The following is a 16,543-nucleotide window of genomic DNA, read 5'->3' on the forward strand; positions in this document are numbered from 1 at the left end:
CCGCCGACTCCACGGTGAGATAGGGCACATCCCGCCCGTCGAATACGAAGCCAACTACTACACCGAACTCAAGAAACCCCAGGTCATCACCACAATCTGAGATCTCTACCGAACCCGGGGCGGTTCAGTTGAGCCTGTCAGCAGGCACTCGCTCGATGCGGGTCCAGCCACTCCAGCCACGCTCCTTCAGAATGGCCAGCACCAGTTCGGCGCCCGGTGCGGACTCAAGCATGGTTGAGTCCATCAGGGCGACGAACTGATCGTCGAAGCCGTCGGCCCCCACCTCGCCGGCCTCCACGGCGCGAATCATTAGGCGCTCCAGGATGTCGGCGACCTCGACGATCCGTGGATCGCCGGCCACCCAGTCGGGCTCCCCGGTGAAGAAGCTGTAGAGCCTCACCATGTCGGGGTCGTCCAGCTCCTCGTGTTTCTTGGCGATCACGGAGTCGATCAGGTCCGGCACCTGCGCGGCGATCATGATCCAGGCATCCCGCTCCAGCTCGATATACCGCTCCCCGACGCCGAGACCGCGCAGCCGGTCGAGGTAGCCCACGACGCTTTGCGGGAGCGCCAGGTGCTCTCCGGCGGCGAGCCGGGCGAGCCGGCTGCGGGTGTCCTGCAGCCGCCGGATCTCGGCGCGCAGATCCTTGTCGATCTCCTGGACACCACCGGCGAACTCCTCCGCGCTGGCGTCGAGGAGTTCCTGCACCCGGGCCAGCGGCACGCCTGCATCAGCCAGGGTGCGGATCCGGATCAGTCGCACGACCGCGGCGGCGTCGTAGGTCCGGTACCCGGACCGGTCGCGCTCGGGCTCGGGCAGCAGCCCGACCTTGTGGTAGTGGCGTACCGCCCGCACCGTCACCCCGGCGTACGACGCAAGCTGGCTGATGGTGAGCATGAGTCTCAGACTGCCTCAGGCGATCTTCCGGCGATAGGCGGCCATCGCGAAGACGTACGCGACGACGAGGATGCCGACGCACCAGGCGAGGGCGGTCCAGATGTCGTCGCCGACCGGCCGCTGGGCGAACAGGCTGCGGATCGTGTTGACGATCGACGTCACCGGCTGGTTCTCGGCGAACCAGCGCACCGGGCCAGGCATCGTCTTTGTGGGCACGAACGCCGAACTGACGAACGGCAGGAAGATGAGGGGGTAGGCGAAGGCGCCAGCGCCCTCGACCGACGACGCAGAAAGCCCGGGGATCACGGCGAGCCAGGTCAGCGCCAGGGTGAACAGGAGCAGGATGCCGGTGACCGCGAGCCATGCCGACACGCCTGCCCCTGAGCGGAAGCCCATGAGCACAGCGACGCCCACGACGAGCACGAGCGCGATCAGGTTGGCGACCAAAGAGGTGACGACGTGGGCCCACAGCACACCCGACCGGGCGATCGGCATGGACTGGAATCGTTCGAAGATGCCGCTCTTCACATCGGTGAACAGCCGGTACGCGGTGTAGGAGATGCCTGAGGCGATGGTCATGAGCAGGATGCCGGGCAGCATGTAGTTCACGTACGGAACCGACCCGGTATCGATGGCGCCGCCGAACACGTAGACGAACATCAGCATCATGGCGACCGGCGTGATGGCGGTCGTGATGATGGTGTCCATGCTGCGTGTGACGTGGCGCAGGGTCCGCACCGTGAGCGCGGCTGTGTCGTTGAAGAAGTACGTGGTCATCCTCGTCCCCCAGTTGTCGTGCCGGTGGCTTCGCTCTTGTCGCTGCCGCCGATGACGGCGAGGAAGATCTCCTCGAGAGTCGGTTGCTTCTCGACGTACTCGACCGTGGCGGGCGGGAAGAGCTGCTTGAGCTCGGCGAGGGTGCCGTTCACGATGATCCGGCCCTGGTGGAGAATCGCGATCCGGTCGGCCAGCTGCTCGGCCTCCTCCAGGTACTGCGTGGTGAGCAGCACCGTCGTTCCGTGGCCGGCGAGCTCCTTGACCGCATCCCACACCTCGATGCGCGCCTCGGGGTCGAGTCCGGCCGTCGGCTCGTCCAGGAAGATCACCGGCGAATTCCCGATGAGGCTCATTGCAATGTCCAGCCGACGGCGCATCCCACCCGAATACGTGGACACTCGCCGCGCGCCCGCCTCGCTCAGCGAGAAACGCCTCAGCAGGTCATCCGCAGTCGCGCCAGGGTCCTTGAGGTGGCGCAGCCTGGCGACCAGGGCGAGGTTCTCCCGACCGCTGAGGATCTCGTCGACGGCCGCGAACTGCCCGGTGAGACTGATGGACTCCCGCACGTTCGCCGCTTGCGTGGCGACGTCGAAGCCATTGACGCTCGCCGCCCCCGCGTCGGCCTTCAGGAGCGTGGCGAGGATCCTCACGGTCGTGGTCTTGCCCGCCCCGTTGGAACCGAGCAGGGCGAAGATGCTGCCCGGCACCACGTCGAAGTCCACACCGCGCAGCACTTCGAGCTTCCCGTACGACTTCTTGAGATCTTGCACGCGAATCGCCGGACCGGCGATCGATTGGGCTGTCATGGTCATCTGCCTCCTTGGCGGAGCTGTTCCGGGCGACTGCGCGGAAGCTCCTCCCGGAAGGATGGAGGGTTGACCCAGCGTCAAGGTCAAGCCCGTTCCGGCCACGGCACTCAGATCGCCGACCGGCCAGACACACCGCAGCGATGACGGGCCGCTCGCCCCGAGTTCGTTCGGCCGCGAACCCGCCATACTCATAGCTGTCGGTGAACCACTCACGCGTCGGTTCCTGCGACTCACCGGCCAGAAATCGACGAACCCGCCTGCTTCGGCCGGGACGAACGCGGACCCAGGGCCGGCCGTCCCGGTTGCGGATCACACGGGAGACGGGGGAGGAGGTGCCGGCCGCGCCGCCTCCGCCGGGCACGGACGGCGCGGGCGGGGATGCCGACGCAGCCGTCGCCAGGCGCTGCCGAAGGCCGAAGCCGAGCTGATGCGAAGCACGCCGACGCCACGGAACAGAACCACCGCACGGCACCAGCCGGCATGGTGATCACAGGCGCGGCTTCGCATTTCGCGTCGGTCACCGGGCCCTTCGCTGCCCAGCCGGTGCAGCCGCGCCGCCCCCGCTCGTCGGCGGCGCGAGTGGCCACGGTGGTCGACGGTGTGCCCGAGCGGGTCCGTGGCGGGGTCGAGCTGCGGACTTCACATGAGGACGGCACCAGCGGACTGTTCCGTCAGGTCACTCACCCGGTTGACACAACGACCCGCCGGGGGCAGCAGCGGCGTCAGGCGATCGCACCGCTGTCCTGCCACAGCCGCGCCAGCCCGCTCACGGCCCCGTCGATCTGCAGGGCGCGGTGGTGGAGATCCTGCCGCGGCCTGCCCCAGGGGTCGGCGATGTCGTCCTCAGCCGGTGGAACCGGCGGGACGACCCCCCGGAGGGCAGCCGCCGACGTCACCAGGGCGCCGAATCCGCCCGTCGGTCTGTGAAGCTCTCCCGCCCCGGCGGCGAGCCGCAGGAACTCCATGAGGGTGAAGCAGCGCCGCATCGCCCGCGGCGCGAGCCGCACGGCCGCCTCCCGGTGCTCGCGCGCGAGTCCCAGGACCAACCCGGCGCCCGCGACGAGCTGCGGCGTGAGGGGGCGGGAGACGAAGCCGGAGCCGTCCCCGCCCAGTTCCTCCAGCACCGCCCTGGTGGAGTGGTCCATGCCGGATCGGTGCCACGCCTGAGTGCCGGCACTTTCCGGCACCAGACGCGAACTGGGCGGAAGTCTCGCGGCCATCAGCCGTTCGGCCAGCACGGAGCGGTGCACGTTGCCCGTGCAGACGAACAGGATCCGGATCATCCCTCACCCACCACAGGCGTCGTTGCCGGCGTGGCCGCCTCCTTCCCGGGGGCCGCCGCCCGGGGCAGCGGCAGCTCGCCGTGGCGCCCGTAGCCGTAGCTGCCGTAGTGGCCGGTCTTGGGAACGCGAGCCATGCTGAAGACGGTGCCGAGGATGCGGACGCCCACGCGCTGGAGCGATTCCCCGGCGGTGCGCACCTGGTCCCGGTTCGTCTTCCCGGCGCGGACGACGAGGAGCGCGCCCTCGGCGAGCGAGGCGAGCCCGACGGTGTCGGCGACCGGCAGCAGCGGCGCGGTGTCGATGATCACCGTCTCATAGGTGTCCGCCAGCTCCCGCAGCACCTTCTCCATGCGGGCCGAGGCGAGCAACTCCGTCGGGTTCGGTGGTACGGCACCGCTGGTCAGGACCGAGAGACCACCGGCGACCTGCTGCATCACGTCCTCGATACCGGCCTGTCCGATGAGCACCGAGGTCAGACCGGCGTCCTGGAGGAGCCCGAAAGCGGGTGCCACGCACGGGCGGCGCAGGTCGCCGTCCACCAGACAGGTGGAGATACCGGCCTCCGCGAGTGACAGGGCGAGGTTGACCGCGGTGTTGGTCTTGCCCTCACCGGGCATTGAACTGGTCACCGCGATGATCTTCGGTGGGTCGTCGACCCGCGAGAACTGCAGGTTGGTGCGAAGCTTGCGGAACGCCTCGGCGCGCTTGGAGTGCCCGTCGGCACTGACCAGCGGCTGCTTGGGGGTGTCCTTGTCGTAGGGGATGGCGCCGAGATTGGGCAGCGCGGTGAACTCGCCGAGTGCCTCGCCCGTCTTGAACGTGGTGTCCAGGGTCTCGCGCAGGGCCACGAGTCCCGCGCCGAGCAGCAGACCGCCGAGCACACCCGCGGCCAGGTTCAGCAGCGGATGCGGCGAGACCGGATCGGTGGGCGTGATGGCGTCCTGGGTGATCCCGAGGGAGACCGGAGAGGCGGGCGCGGCCTCGTCCTTCGGACCTCTGTTGCCGGACTGGGCCGTGCCGGCCTGCTGCTTGGGCGTCTCCAACTGCTCGATCACCGAGCCGAACCGTTGCGCCACGGCGTTGGCGATGCGCGCCGCACGCCGGGGAACGGTGTCCCGGACGGTGATGTTGATGAGCACCGTGTTGAGGGGGGCTACGGCAGTGATCCGGGACGCCAGCTCCTCGGGGGTGGTGTGCAGCCCCAGCTGTCTCACCACCGGCGTGGTGACCTGACGGGTCGTGACGATCTCGGCGTAGGACTGCACCCGTGCCTGAGAGAAGCTCTGCCCCTGGTTCAGCTGGGCGGTGTCGTCTCCCGCTCGCGTGGCGACGAAGATCTGCGTTCTCGCCTCGTAGACGGGGGCGCTCAGGCTCGTCACGGCGAGCGCCGCCCCGACCGTGAGAACCAGACAGACCACGACGGTCGGCCAGCGTCTGGCAAGAGCCTTCAAGAATCCGCGGAGATCCAAGCTGCACCCCTCATAGGACTGGGGGAAAGCGCCCAAAACCAGGCGTTCTACTCCCATTGCACAGACTGAAGATAAGGACTCGCGTGCGGAAATCGGGGGAGCCGCTCCCCGTGTCGGCCGGACGACGGCCTCTGTCGCACATGCCGCCCCGCACCGGATGCGGTCATGGGCCAAGAGAGGGCGAGAATCACACTATCCAGTGACTTCTGCGCTGATCGCACCAACAGATGCAGAAATGTGCCACCGGGTCCAGGTATCCAGGTCTAGATACCTGGATGTGAACGCCCAATCGCAGCCGGGCCCGAACAGAAGCCGAGGAGAGTGATGAAGTGACAGCGTCGCGCAGATGGCGAGTTGCGCTGGCATCGGCAGTATCGGCAGCCGCACTGATCGCCGCACCGCTGGTCGGAGCACCGGCCGCAGCCGCGGCCCCGTACCCGCCGGCCCCGCCGCTGACCGTCGCGGACACCACGGTCACGGCCGGTGATTCGTTGGCCTTCAGTACCATCCCGGGCGTCTTCGCCCCCGGAGCGTTCGTCACCGCACTGCTGGAGTCGAGGCCCGTCGTGCTGGGCCACTTCACGGCCGCGCAGAACGGATCGGTGGCCGGAACCGTGGTCATCCCGACGAGCACCGTCACCGGCTGGCACGTCTTCCGGCTCACCGCGGACCACCCCGACCCCAGTGTCGGCGTCAGCATCTATGTGCAGGGCGGGGTCGACGAAACACCCTCACCGACCCCGAAGCCGCCACACCGGCCACCACACCACCACCCGGACGGGCCAGGGCACCACGGTAGGCCGGAACACGGGCCCGCGAGGGGCGCCGCAGCCGTCGTCCCGGTGAACGACGAGCACGAGACCCCTCACCGGGACGGTGAGGGCAGGAGCCTCGCGGCGACCGGCAACGACGAGGCCCTGGCCTTCGGCGGCACCGCGGCGGCCCTGCTCAGCGGTGGCGTGCTCCTGGTCGTGCGCCGCCGTCGCCGTTCATGACGGATCGGGACATCCGCACGGTGACATCACGGCGTCCCGGCCCTGGCCGGGACGCCGTCCGCTTGCCCGGAACCGGTCGTCGCGACAACAGGACGGCGGGCCGTCGTCGTCGCGCTCTGGGATACGCCCTGCGGGCCGCCGGGGCACTCGTGCTCACCGGCGCCGTCTGGGTCCTGGTCACCGGGCTGCAGGCCCGCTCGGACCTGCTGTCGGCCCAGCGGGACATCGACTCGCTGCGGCAGTCGGTGGCGGCCGCACCGGCGCACGGCTCGGCTGGGGAACGAGAACGGGCCGTGCGTTCCGCCGCCGCACACGCCTCGCGGGCGCACCGCCTCACCACCGGTCCGGCCTGGTACACCGCCGCCCATCTGCCCTTTCTCGGGGACCCGCTCAGGACCGTGCGCGGCGCGGCACACGCCGCGGACCGCTTGACCGGGGACGTGCTGCTTCCGCTGACGCGCGCCCTGTCGCCGTCCGCGGCAAGCGGTCGGGGAGACGGGCTGTCCGAAGCCCTCGCCTCCTTGCGGAGACAGGCACCGCTGGTGGTCCGGGCCGCACGCGTCGCGACCGCTGCACAGGCCGACGTGCACAGGCTGCCCCGGTCCACCTGGCTGCCGCCGGTCGACCACGCCCGTGCCGCACTCGCGCACCGGATCGACCGCCTCGCCCCGATGATGACCGACGCCTCCGTGGCGGCCCGCGTCCTGCCGTCCATGCTCGGCACGCGAGGGGAACGGCACTACTTCGTGGCGTTCCAGAACTTCGCGGAGGCACGCGGTACCGGGGGCCTGCCTGGGGCGTTCGCCGTACTGCGGGCAGACCGGGGCCGTCTGTCGTTCGAGCGGTTCGGCAACAACATCGAGATGTCCGCAGTGAAGCCGGACGTCGCCCTCGGAGGCGACTTCAACGCCCGCTACGTGGGCAGTGATCCCACCCATGTATGGGCCAACTCCAACATGAGCCCGCACTTCCCCTACGCGGCCGCCATCTGGGCCGCCGCATGGCGCAAGCACACCGGTCAAGACGTGGACGGAGTGATCGCCGCCGACGCCGTCACGCTGAGCCGCTTCCTGCGGGTCACCGGGCCGGCGCGCATGTCCGACGGCACGGTCCTCACGGCCGACAACGTCGTGGACCTCACCGAGCGGGTCAGCTACGCGCGCTACCGCGACGTCGCCCGGCGCAAGGAGTTCTTCGCGGACGCGGCCCGAGCCGCCGCCGGCACCCTGATCACGGCGGCCGACGACACGCACCGGCTGCCCGCGCTGCTCCTCGCCGTGGCCGACGTCCTGAAGGACGGACGGCTGCAGGTGTGGAGCGCGCACGCGGACGAACAACACCTCCTCAGGACGCGCCCCTACTCGGGCACGGTCCCCAGCACCGCCGGGCCCTTCGCGGGACTGGTGGTGAACAACGCGGCGGGCTCCAAGCTGGACTACTACCTGGACCGCAGTCTGGTCTGGGAGGCGGGCGAATGTTCCCCGGGCGGGCGGGCGGTCACGGTGACCGCGACCCTGACCAACCGGGCCCCCACGTCCGGCCTGCCCGGATACGTCACCGTGCGGGCGGACTCCCCGCCCTACCCCACCCACCCGGGCGACAACCGGCTCCTGGTGTCGTACTACGCCGGGGCCGGGGCCACACTGGCCGGCGCCACAGTGGACGGGCACCCAGCACAACTCGCGCTCGGCGTCGAACGCGGGCACTCGGTGTTCACACTGGACCTGGAACTGCCGGCTCGCTCCCGCCGCACCATCGTCCTGCACCTGCGGGAACCGCACGTGAACGGCGCCCCCGCAGTTCTGCGACAGCCCCTGGCCACGCCGCTGCGGGCAACGGTGAGAACAGGGACCGTCTGCGGAACGTGAGCAAGGCGGCAGGTGCACCTCCCCTCCTCCCGCGGAGACCGCGACCGGGGGACAGTCGGGGATCCTGGCATCCAGGAAGCGCATCTACGGCGCCGAGTTCCGTGAGGGGGTGGTGTGGATGGCGTTCGCCGTGCTCGAGCAGGAACTCGCCAAGGGGCCGGTCGCCCACGGCTGGCCGGACCGGACATGGACGCCGGCGCGGATCAAGACGCTGATCGGGCGCCGGTTCCACAAGAGCATGACGCTGTCGGCGAACGCACGGATGCTGCACCGGCACGGCTTCTCCCCCCAGGCCCCGGCCCGCCGAGCGGTCCAGCGCGCAGGGGCCGTGACGGCCTGGGCGAAGGAGACCTGGCCGCAACACCGCCTTCACAGATCCCGACCACCTCGTCATCACGCTCCGACGCGGTCTCCGCCAGATCCAGTACCGCGGCAACTCATCAACGGTTGCCTCACCGAAACCGGCCTCACCTTGACGACATCACGGCGACGACGTCAGTAGGTGGCCGAGGATCCGGGCATCCGTCCCGGGACGCTGCGCAGTCGGGTCTCGCGGGGTCCGGCGAGGCGGGTCGCCGTCGTCGGAGCGGCCGGTGTCCGAGCCCTCGGTGGCCGGCTGCGGGAGACCGAGTGGGCGAAGACGGTGGTGCGGAAGCGGGCGCGAGCGGCCGAGCCGCATCAGACACGACGCGATTTCGAAGTGGCCGGCTCGCTCCTGGCCGCAGGAGACTCCGGACGCCTGGAGGCGGTGCGCTGCCGGTGACGGGAGATGCCCTGGCGCGGTGGCCGAGTCAGCGTGATTTGGCGGACCAGTTGCTGGAAGCATGCCAGGCATGCAAGTGCCGGCAAGGCGGCCGCAGCGACACCGGTGAAGGTCCGTTCGGCGTCGACCACGCAGAGCGTCACGGCGAGGGAGGAGAACAGCAGGACGACGAACCAGGAGTGCACAGCTCGTCGTCGGTGCAGAGCGGTCCGCAGGATGGAGAGCGAGGCGACAGTCCAGGGCCCGTAGACGAGAAGAGGCCACCAGGGCAGCATGCCGGCCTGCGTACCGGACGCGATGCGCTGCAAAGGGGCGTAGGCGATCATGCCGCCGAAGACGCTCACCATCGCCACAATGGCGGCGGTGAATGCGGCGATCATGAAGCTGACCGTCTGCAACCACGAGAAGCGGCGTTTCCGGACCCGCACTTTCCGATGTCCGACAGAACGGGTCCGCAAGGGCGGCAACTCGCCAGTGAGCCTTGCCAGGTTGTCCATCGAGTCACTGGTGAAGTCGGTGTCGGGCGATGGCTGGCTACGCGGTGGCGGCACGGCGCCCGCCTGCTCCGCTGCCGCGGGATCCTGCAGGAGGAAGGTGAGTTCCTCCACCGGGTCCCAGCCGTCGTCCAAGGGCGCCGCCGAGTGCCAGCCGCCGGCAGGACTCCGGTACCGGCCGGTGGTCACACCGGTGGGACGCTCATCGGGATACCCCTCATGCCGGGCGAAGGACAGATCCGGATACTCGTCGTTCACTGGGACTCGCCCCCTCACGTGGTCGTGCAGCGACCGGAGCGCTCCTGGTCGTTCCACCGTCGGTTCAGTTCCTCCTGAGCCGCGTCCAGCGTCGTCAGGAATTCACTGAGCAGTGATCCGGTGATCCGGAGTTCTACCGGCGCACCGTCTCGGTGCAATGCGCCGACGGCCTCGGTCGCTGAGTACTCTGAGGCAGGTGTGAGGGTGTATCGCCCCACTGTCACAACCCGGGCTGCAACCAGATCCTCCGTCGATGCTCCGGAGAGTCGTGAGCCAAGGGGCCTTGCTTTGGTCATATTCCGCTAACGCGGTCGGCCTGCTCCAGATGCGTGGCAATCGAGTGAGCCTAATTTGGTGAATAATCGACGAGAACGTTAATCATCAGAGTGAGTCATCTGCGCCAGGTTCCATGCGTAGATCCGGGTCGATTATCTTTTGAAGTTCCGTCGAACGGGTGCAGTGATTCATCCGGGCGTCCGTAACCTGTGAGGTTCGGTCGTGCATGCCGCTGGGGCGTCCGGCTTTGTGCGTGACCGGTGTGTAGCGGCATTTCTGCTGTTCAGGGCTGGTCGGCCGGATCGCTCGTGGTGACGTCTCTCCGCATCTTGCGGTGACGTGAAGTCGTATCCTCCTTCATCTTCATCTTCATCTTCATCTTCAGCTTGATGCTGTCGGGTATCTCGGAGCTTCCCGGTGTGGCTGTACGGCCGGCTGGCACGCTCGGGAGTTGCTCAACAGCAAGCTGAGTACGTGATCCGTCACAAACTGGCGCCGCGCCGGCCGAAGCCCTGATGGAACAGGTCGGCGGCGCGAACGCCACCCCGGCCGGGTCCGGCCCCGTGGGAGCCACTACCGGGGCGTCGCCTCGGGCAGTGCGGCCAGAGCGGCCGCGGCCCGCTCGGCGATCTGCTCCGGACCGGCCTCGACGTCGACGTCGACGCCCGCCTCATCCGCCCGGAGCGGCTGGAGCGCGGCGAACTGCGAGTCGAGCAGCGCCGAGGGCATGAAGTGGCCCCGGCGATGCTCCATGCGGTCGGCGATCAGTGCCCGGTCGCCGGTCAGGTGAACGAACACCAGCCCGGGAACGGCAGTCCGCAGCCGGTCGCGGTACGACCGCTTCAGTGCCGAGCAACTGACCACCCCGCCCAGCCCCGCCCGGCCCGCTGCCCAGGCACCGATGGCGTCCAGCCACGGCCACCTGTCCTCGTCGGTGAGCGCAACCCCGGCGGACATCCTGGCGACGTTCGCGGCGGGGTGGAAGTCGTCGCCCTCGGCGTACGGAACGCCCAGTCGGGCGGCGAGCAGGGGGCCGACGGTCGTCTTGCCGGTGCCTGCCACGCCCATGACCACGACGACGTGGCGGGTGTTCATCGCTTCCTCGCTGTAGTCGTCGACCTGTTGATGCCGGGCTACTGAAACCCATGGGGTACGACGAACTCAAGAGGCTGCGGCATATAAGTCTGACTTCTTGATTCCGTGATCCGCCCCGTACGCTGTGTGGATGACCACTCCGGGCCGAGGGTTGCACGGCCACGTACTCGACACCCTCGGCCCTGCGATCACCGCGGGCGAGTACCCGCCGGGTCGCGTGCTGCGTACGGACGAGCTCGCTCAGCACTTCGACGTGTCACGCTCGGTGATGCGTGAGGCGGTGCGGGTACTGGAGTCCATGCGTCTGGTCGAGTCCCGCCGTCGTGTCGGCGTCACCGTGCGCCCCAGGTCCGAGTGGAACGTCTACGACCCGCAGGTCATCCGCTGGCGGCTGGCCGGCGCCGACCGCCCCCGCCAGTTGCGCTCGCTGACCGTGCTGCGCTCGGCCGTCGAGCCGGTCGCCGCCGGCCTCGCCGCGGAGCACGCCACCGCGGAACAGTGCGCCGAGCTCACCGAGTGCGCACTCGGCATGGTCGCCAACTCGCGCGGCCACCGGCTGGAGCAGTACCTCGTCCACGACGTGGCCTTCCACCGGGTGATCCTCAATGCCTCCGGCAACGAGATGTTCGCCCGCCTCGGCGACGTCGTCGCCGAGGTCCTCACCGGCCGCACGTACCACGAGGTCATGTTCGAGGACCCCGACCCGGCCGCCGTCACCCTGCACGTCCGGCTGGCCGAGGCGATCCGCGCGGGCGACCCCGACGGCGCGGAGCGGCTGACCCGGGAGATCACCGCGGGAGCGCTCCAGGAGCTCGACATCCTGGCGCCGTAGGCCTCCCGCCCGGCGCCGCAGGGAGCCCGGCCGGCAGCACGCCCCGGCCCGCCGCGTGGTACGGCCCTCGGGGCGGCTCACTCCTCCGGGAAGCTCCCGTCCACGTACACCCACGCCCCGTCGACCCGCTCGAAACGGCTGCGCTCCAGCAGGGAACCGCCGCGGTACGACGCCCGGAAGGTCACCGTCCCGCTGGTGTGGAAGGCCGTCCCGGCCTCGGTGCCGAGGATCTCCAGGCCGTTCCACCGCATCCGCGGATCCAGGTCGAGCCGCGCGGGCCGGGTCCTCGGATGCCAGGTGCGCAGCAGATGGGCGACGTCCCCCCGCGCGAACGCGCTGTAGCGCGATCGCATCAGCGCCTCGGCGGTCGGCGCGGCGGCGGCCCCGGAGTGGTACCTGCCGCAGCAGTCCTCGTAACCCTCGGGGCGGCCGCAGGGGCAGGAACGCGTCGTCATGCCCGTCATTGTGCCTGGTCGCAAAGGCGGGCAGACACGCGGAAGGCCCCTGCTGAGCAGGGGCCTTCATCTGTGTCCGAGGGGGGACTTGAACCCCCACGCCCGATAAAGGGCACTAGCACCTCAAGCTAGCGCGTCTGCCATTCCGCCACCCGGACAAGGTGTCTGTCGTGCGGGGTTTCCCCCGCGGCGACGAAGTAAACACTACCAGGCTTTCCGGGGTGGTCGATCACGCCCGGTCCGCACGGGAACGGAGCGTGACGGACCCGCGTCCGGTCTTGGGCCCGGGCGCCGGGCAGAGGGAGGATGAGGGGGACCGACGGCTGACACCGGGAGGAAGCAGCGTGAGCGACACGGACACGGCCAGGGGCGTCACCGGTGAGGACGAGGTCGTCGACCTCTGCCGCGACCTGATCCGGTTCGACACCAGCAACTACGGCGACCACTCGGGCCCCGGCGAGCGCACGGCCGCCGAGTACGTCGCGGAGAAGCTCGCCGAGGTGGGGCTCGATCCGAAGATCTACGAGTCGCACCCCGGCCGCGCCTCCACCGTGGCCCGCATCGAGGGCGAGGACCCGTCCCGGCCCGCGCTGCTCATCCACGGCCACCTCGACGTCGTGCCCGCCAACGCGGCCGACTGGACCCACGACCCCTTCTCCGGAGAGGTCGCCGACGGCTGCGTGTGGGGCCGCGGCGCCGTCGACATGAAGGACATGGACGCGATGACCCTCGCGGTCGTCCGGGACCGGTTGCGCAGCGGGCGCCGACCGCCGCGCGACATCGTGCTGGCCTTCCTCGCCGACGAGGAGGCGGGCGGGACCTACGGCGCCCGCTACCTGGTCGACCGCCACCCGGACCTCTTCGAGGGCGTCACCGAGGCGATCAGCGAGGTCGGCGGCTTCTCCTTCACCGTCAGCGAGCAGCGGCGCCTCTACCTGATCCAGACGGCGGAGAAGGGCATGCACTGGATGAAGCTGACCGTGGCCGGCACCGCCGGGCACGGCTCGATGATCCACCGCGACAACGCCATCACCGAGCTGTCGGAGGCCGTGGCGCGGCTGGGCCGGCACCGGTTCCCGGTGCGGGTCACCAAGACCACCCGCGCCTTCCTCGACGAACTCGGCGACGCACTCGGCACCGAGCTCGACCCGGAGGACATGGAGTCGACGCTCGCCCGGCTCGGCGGCATCGCCAAACTGATCGGCGCCACGCTGAGCAACACCGCCAACCCCACCCAACTGGGCGCCGGGTACAAGGTCAACGTCATCCCGGGCGAGGCCACCGCACACGTGGACGGCCGGTTCCTGCCCGGGCACGAGGAGGAGTTCCTCGCCGACCTGGACCGGATCCTGGGCCCGAACGTGCGCCGCGAGGACGTCCATGCCGACAAGGCCGTCGAGACCACCTTCGACGGGGCGCTGGTCGAGGCCATGCAGGCTGCCCTGGTCGCCGAGGACCCGGCCGCCAAGGCGATCCCGTACATGCTCTCCGGCGGCACCGACGCCAAGTCCTTCGACGACCTGGGCATCCGCGGCTTCGGCTTCGCCCCGCTGAAGCTGCCGCCGGAACTCGATTTCGCGGGCATGTTCCACGGCGTCGACGAGCGGGTGCCGGTGGACGGGCTGAAGTTCGGGGTGCGGGTGCTCGACCGTTTCATCGACGCGTCGTGAGGTGCTGCCGGCACCCGGAGGACGTTCGCCCGGACGCAGGAGTTCGCTAATCGGCCGCCTGCGCGAAGGTGACTGAGAAGGGTGAATGCGACGATACGCTCGTAGCCCCATTACTCCCTCCTCGTTACGCCTGATGCGATCCGCAACGCTGGGATCGCTTGTGCCAACAAGGAGGAATAATGATCAAGAAGGTCGTCGCTGCTGCGGCTGCCACCGGCGGTCTGGTTCTCGCGGGCGCGGGTCTCGCCGTCGCCGATGCCGGTGCCCAGGGTGCCGCCGTGCACTCCCCGGGCGTCGCCTCCGGCAACGTCGTCCAGGTGCCCGTTCACGTGCCGGTGAACGTCTGCGGCAACACGATCTCGGCGATCGGGCTGCTGAACCCCGCCTTCGGCAACACCTGCTTCAACAAGTGACGTCGTCGCCCCTTCAGGGGTTGTACCTCTGAGGGTCGTCGGTGCCGTCGGCCCCGGAGCGCACTCCATGCGTTCCGGGGCCGACCGGTTTTCGGCGACGGACTCGCGTCCGGACGGAATCGAATTCGGTCCACGGCGTCAACCGAAGGCTTCAGTCGAAGGCAGGGATTCAGCAATGCGACAGGCAACCCGCAAAGGCCTCATGACGGTGGCGGCGGCCACCGGCGTCATCGCCGCCGCCGGCAGCGGCTACGCCCAAGCCGACTCGGGAGCGAGCGGCTCCGCCTCCAACTTGCCGGGCGTGCTGTCCGGCAATTCGGTGCAGGTGCCGGTGCACGTGCCGGTGAACGTCTGCGGCAACACCGTCGACGTCGTCGGCGTGCTCAACCCGGCGATCGGCAACACGTGCTCCCACTCCAGCCACACGCGGGGCGGGCACGGAAACCCGGGCGGGCACCGCGACGAGGGCGGGCACGGAAACTCGGGCGGATACGGCGACGAGGGCGGGTACAGCGACACGGGCGGCTCCGGCGGACGCGGGGGCGCGAGCGGCTCGCACGCCGGCGGTCACACCGGTCACTCGCCGGGAGTCGGCTCCGGCAACCACGTCGAGGCGCCGATCGACGCGCCGGTGAACCTCTGCGGCAACAGCGTCGACGCGATCGGGATCGGCAACGGCGCGATGGGCAACGACTGCGGCGGCGGCCACCAGGGCGGCGGTCACCACGGCGGCGGGCACCACACCACGCCTCCGGGGACCCCGGGCACCCCCGGAAACCCCGGCACCCCTGACAACCCCGGTACTCCTGGAAACCCGGGTACGCCCGGCACCCCCGGCACGCCGGCCACTCCGGGGACGCCGTCCACGCCCGGCGGCGAGACGCCCGGCGGTCCGGGCCACCCCAACCACCCGGGCACCCACACGGTGATCCAGCCCCGGGGCGAGGACCAGTTGGCCCACACCGGCAGTGAGCTGCCGCTCGGGCTCGTCCTCCCGGCCGGGGCGGGGGCGCTGCTGGCGGGCGCGGTCCTCTACCGCCGGGCGCGCGCCTCGGCCTGACCGGCCCCGAACCGACACAGGAAGCGGGCCCCGCCGATGCGGGGCCCGCTTCCCTCCGTCCGTCCTCGCCTCACCACGTGGCGCGCACCTGGCGAATGATCCGCCGGCGCAACCGCACCTTGCGGCTGCCGTCACGCAGCAGGGTCAGGCGGTACAACTCCCAGTGTCCGTACTCGGCATGGTCCGTCAGCAGGCGAGTCGTCTCCTTGCGGGACACCCCGCGCGGTACGTGGACGTCGACAAATTCGTATTCCGGCATCGCATCTATTGTGCGGGCTGGGGCCCGGTACGGATAGCGTCTGCACTATGTCTGATGCTGCGCAGCCCACCGCTGCCGAGGTACGCGCCGCCGCCGAGGCGGTCAAGACCGCGCTCGACCGCCACCTGGCCGCGGTCGAACGCAGGTCGGGTGAGGACGACCCTGCCGTCTACGAGGCGTTCAACGAGCTGGCCTCGGCCGCCGAGGCGTACGACGAGCTGCTCTACGACCGCTATGACGAGGTCACGCCCTTCGAGATCCCCGGCGGCGAGGAGCTGCCGCCGTACACCGGTCCCGAGGAGCCCAGCGCGCTCAGCGTGCTCATCCGCCGCGACTACACCGTGGCGGAGCCGCAGCGGCTGCTGGCACAGGCCCGGCGGGTGGAGGCGGCGGACGGCGACAGCACGGGCGAGGACGTGGGCGACACCGTGCACGGGGCCCTGGGAGTCCTGTTCGGCGAGTTCGAGCCGGACGAGATCGCCTCCCGGCACAAGGAGTTCGGTCTGGAGGAGGGCGACTCCACGCTCTGGGTGGTGGCCGCGGAGGAACCGGCCGAGCCCGGGGAATGGCTGGAGGCGCCGTTCGAGCAGGCCGACCCGCAGGGGGTGGTCTGCCGCTTCGACGTCAGCGCGGTGTTCGACGACGACGCCGACCTCGTTGACGAGGACGACTTCCCCGACGCCGGGGACGACGTCGACACCGAGGCCGACGAGGACGACCTGGAACCGCTGGACGCCGACCGCTAGTGCCGCGGCAGGCAACGTTCGCCCGTCGAGGAGCGGCGTCCGGTGCGTGCTCCCGGTGTGCCGGCCGGAAGCCCTCGTACTGGATGTACTCGGGCTTTCGTCCGGTGCAGCGAGAGTGCGTGC

General features: G+C 70.0%; 16 protein-coding genes, 1 tRNA gene and 1 pseudogene. 8 read left to right on the top strand and 10 right to left on the bottom strand.

Annotated features, from left to right (window positions below; genetic code table 11):
• Positions 1-124: 124 nt before the first annotated feature.
• The 5 genes from JS756_RS34875 to JS756_RS34895 form a co-directional block, all read right to left on the bottom strand.
• Entirely contained in the window at positions 125-898 is a 774-nt protein-coding gene (locus tag JS756_RS34875; RefSeq protein ID WP_205387283.1) for a MerR family transcriptional regulator, read from the bottom strand.
• Between the two features lie 15 nt (positions 899-913).
• Positions 914-1,675: an ABC transporter permease gene (locus JS756_RS34880; RefSeq protein WP_205387284.1), complete on the bottom strand. Its 762-nt coding sequence runs from the start codon at positions 1,673-1,675 to the stop codon at positions 914-916.
• On the bottom strand, positions 1,672-2,481 hold the full coding sequence (locus JS756_RS34885; RefSeq protein WP_205387285.1) for an ABC transporter ATP-binding protein: 810 nt from the start codon (positions 2,479-2,481) through the stop codon (positions 1,672-1,674). The genes JS756_RS34880 and JS756_RS34885 overlap by 4 nt, the downstream gene beginning before the upstream one ends.
• A 725-nt stretch (positions 2,482-3,206) precedes the next feature.
• Positions 3,207-3,767 carry an arsenate reductase/protein-tyrosine-phosphatase family protein gene (locus JS756_RS34890; protein WP_205387286.1) on the bottom strand — a complete coding sequence of 187 codons (561 nt, stop codon included), beginning with the start codon at positions 3,765-3,767 and terminating at the stop codon, positions 3,207-3,209.
• Complete coding sequence (locus tag JS756_RS34895) at positions 3,764-5,236, bottom strand: tyrosine-protein kinase domain-containing protein (RefSeq protein ID WP_205387287.1); 1,473 nt, start codon at positions 5,234-5,236, stop codon at positions 3,764-3,766. The genes JS756_RS34890 and JS756_RS34895 overlap by 4 nt, the downstream gene beginning before the upstream one ends.
• Before the next feature lie 491 nt (positions 5,237-5,727).
• On the opposite strand from JS756_RS34895, the gene JS756_RS34900 reads away from it, so the two are divergent.
• The 3 genes and pseudogenes from JS756_RS34900 to JS756_RS34910 form a co-directional block, all read left to right on the top strand.
• The gene (locus tag JS756_RS34900) at positions 5,728-6,231 is read left to right on the top strand and encodes an LPXTG cell wall anchor domain-containing protein (RefSeq protein WP_205387288.1); all 504 of its coding nucleotides are present in this window, start codon (positions 5,728-5,730) and stop codon (positions 6,229-6,231) included.
• 62 nt (positions 6,232-6,293) lie between these two features.
• Positions 6,294-8,099 carry a DUF4012 domain-containing protein gene (locus JS756_RS34905; protein ID WP_240204833.1) on the top strand — a complete coding sequence of 602 codons (1,806 nt, stop codon included), beginning with the start codon at positions 6,294-6,296 and terminating at the stop codon, positions 8,097-8,099.
• A 124-nt stretch (positions 8,100-8,223) separates the two neighbouring features.
• A pseudogene (locus JS756_RS34910) lies at positions 8,224-8,481 on the top strand (helix-turn-helix domain-containing protein); the annotation flags it as partial.
• A gap of 296 nt (positions 8,482-8,777) precedes the next feature.
• Here JS756_RS34910 and JS756_RS34915 read toward each other — a convergent pair.
• Positions 8,778-9,614 carry a DUF2637 domain-containing protein gene (locus tag JS756_RS34915; RefSeq protein ID WP_205387290.1) on the bottom strand — a complete coding sequence of 279 codons (837 nt, stop codon included), beginning with the start codon at positions 9,612-9,614 and terminating at the stop codon, positions 8,778-8,780.
• Positions 9,615-10,463: 849 nt separating this feature from the next.
• Complete coding sequence (locus tag JS756_RS34920; RefSeq protein ID WP_205387291.1) at positions 10,464-10,985, bottom strand: gluconokinase; 522 nt, start codon at positions 10,983-10,985, stop codon at positions 10,464-10,466.
• A 130-nt stretch (positions 10,986-11,115) separates the two neighbouring features.
• Between JS756_RS34920 and JS756_RS34925 the strand changes: the two genes are divergently transcribed.
• On the top strand, positions 11,116-11,817 hold the full coding sequence (locus JS756_RS34925) for a FadR/GntR family transcriptional regulator (protein WP_205387292.1): 702 nt from the start codon (positions 11,116-11,118) through the stop codon (positions 11,815-11,817).
• Positions 11,818-11,894: 77 nt separating this feature from the next.
• Here the strand turns inward: JS756_RS34925 and JS756_RS34930 are convergent, their stop codons facing one another.
• Entirely contained in the window at positions 11,895-12,272 is a 378-nt protein-coding gene (locus JS756_RS34930) for a YchJ family protein (protein ID WP_205387293.1), read from the bottom strand.
• A 73-nt stretch (positions 12,273-12,345) separates the two neighbouring features.
• Positions 12,346-12,430: transfer RNA gene (locus JS756_RS34935), tRNA-Leu, on the bottom strand.
• 186 nt (positions 12,431-12,616) lie between these two features.
• On the opposite strand from JS756_RS34935, the gene JS756_RS34940 reads away from it, so the two are divergent.
• The 3 genes from JS756_RS34940 to JS756_RS34950 all read left to right on the top strand — a co-directional run bounded on the left by JS756_RS34940 (position 12,617) and on the right by JS756_RS34950 (position 15,415).
• Positions 12,617-13,942 (top strand): M20/M25/M40 family metallo-hydrolase, encoded by a 1,326-nt coding sequence (locus JS756_RS34940; RefSeq protein ID WP_205387294.1) that lies wholly within the window; start codon positions 12,617-12,619, stop codon positions 13,940-13,942.
• Positions 13,943-14,121: 179 nt separating this feature from the next.
• Complete coding sequence (gene chpH / locus JS756_RS34945; RefSeq protein WP_205387295.1) at positions 14,122-14,355, top strand: chaplin ChpH; 234 nt, start codon at positions 14,122-14,124, stop codon at positions 14,353-14,355.
• A 175-nt stretch (positions 14,356-14,530) separates the two neighbouring features.
• Positions 14,531-15,415, top strand: a complete 885-nt coding sequence (locus JS756_RS34950) for a chaplin (protein ID WP_205387296.1) — start codon at positions 14,531-14,533, stop codon at positions 15,413-15,415.
• A 70-nt stretch (positions 15,416-15,485) separates the two neighbouring features.
• On the opposite strand, the gene JS756_RS34955 is transcribed toward JS756_RS34950, so the two are convergent.
• On the bottom strand, positions 15,486-15,674 hold the full coding sequence (locus tag JS756_RS34955) for a DUF5703 family protein (protein ID WP_205387297.1): 189 nt from the start codon (positions 15,672-15,674) through the stop codon (positions 15,486-15,488).
• 47 nt (positions 15,675-15,721) lie between these two features.
• On the opposite strand from JS756_RS34955, the gene JS756_RS34960 reads away from it, so the two are divergent.
• The gene (locus JS756_RS34960; protein WP_205387298.1) at positions 15,722-16,420 is read left to right on the top strand and encodes a hypothetical protein; all 699 of its coding nucleotides are present in this window, start codon (positions 15,722-15,724) and stop codon (positions 16,418-16,420) included.
• Positions 16,421-16,543: the final 123 nt, after the last annotated feature.

Origin of the sequence: Streptomyces actuosus, assembly GCF_016921115.1 — a bacterium.
In the GTDB taxonomy this organism is placed as follows: domain Bacteria; phylum Actinomycetota; class Actinomycetes; order Streptomycetales; family Streptomycetaceae; genus Streptomyces; species Streptomyces actuosus_A.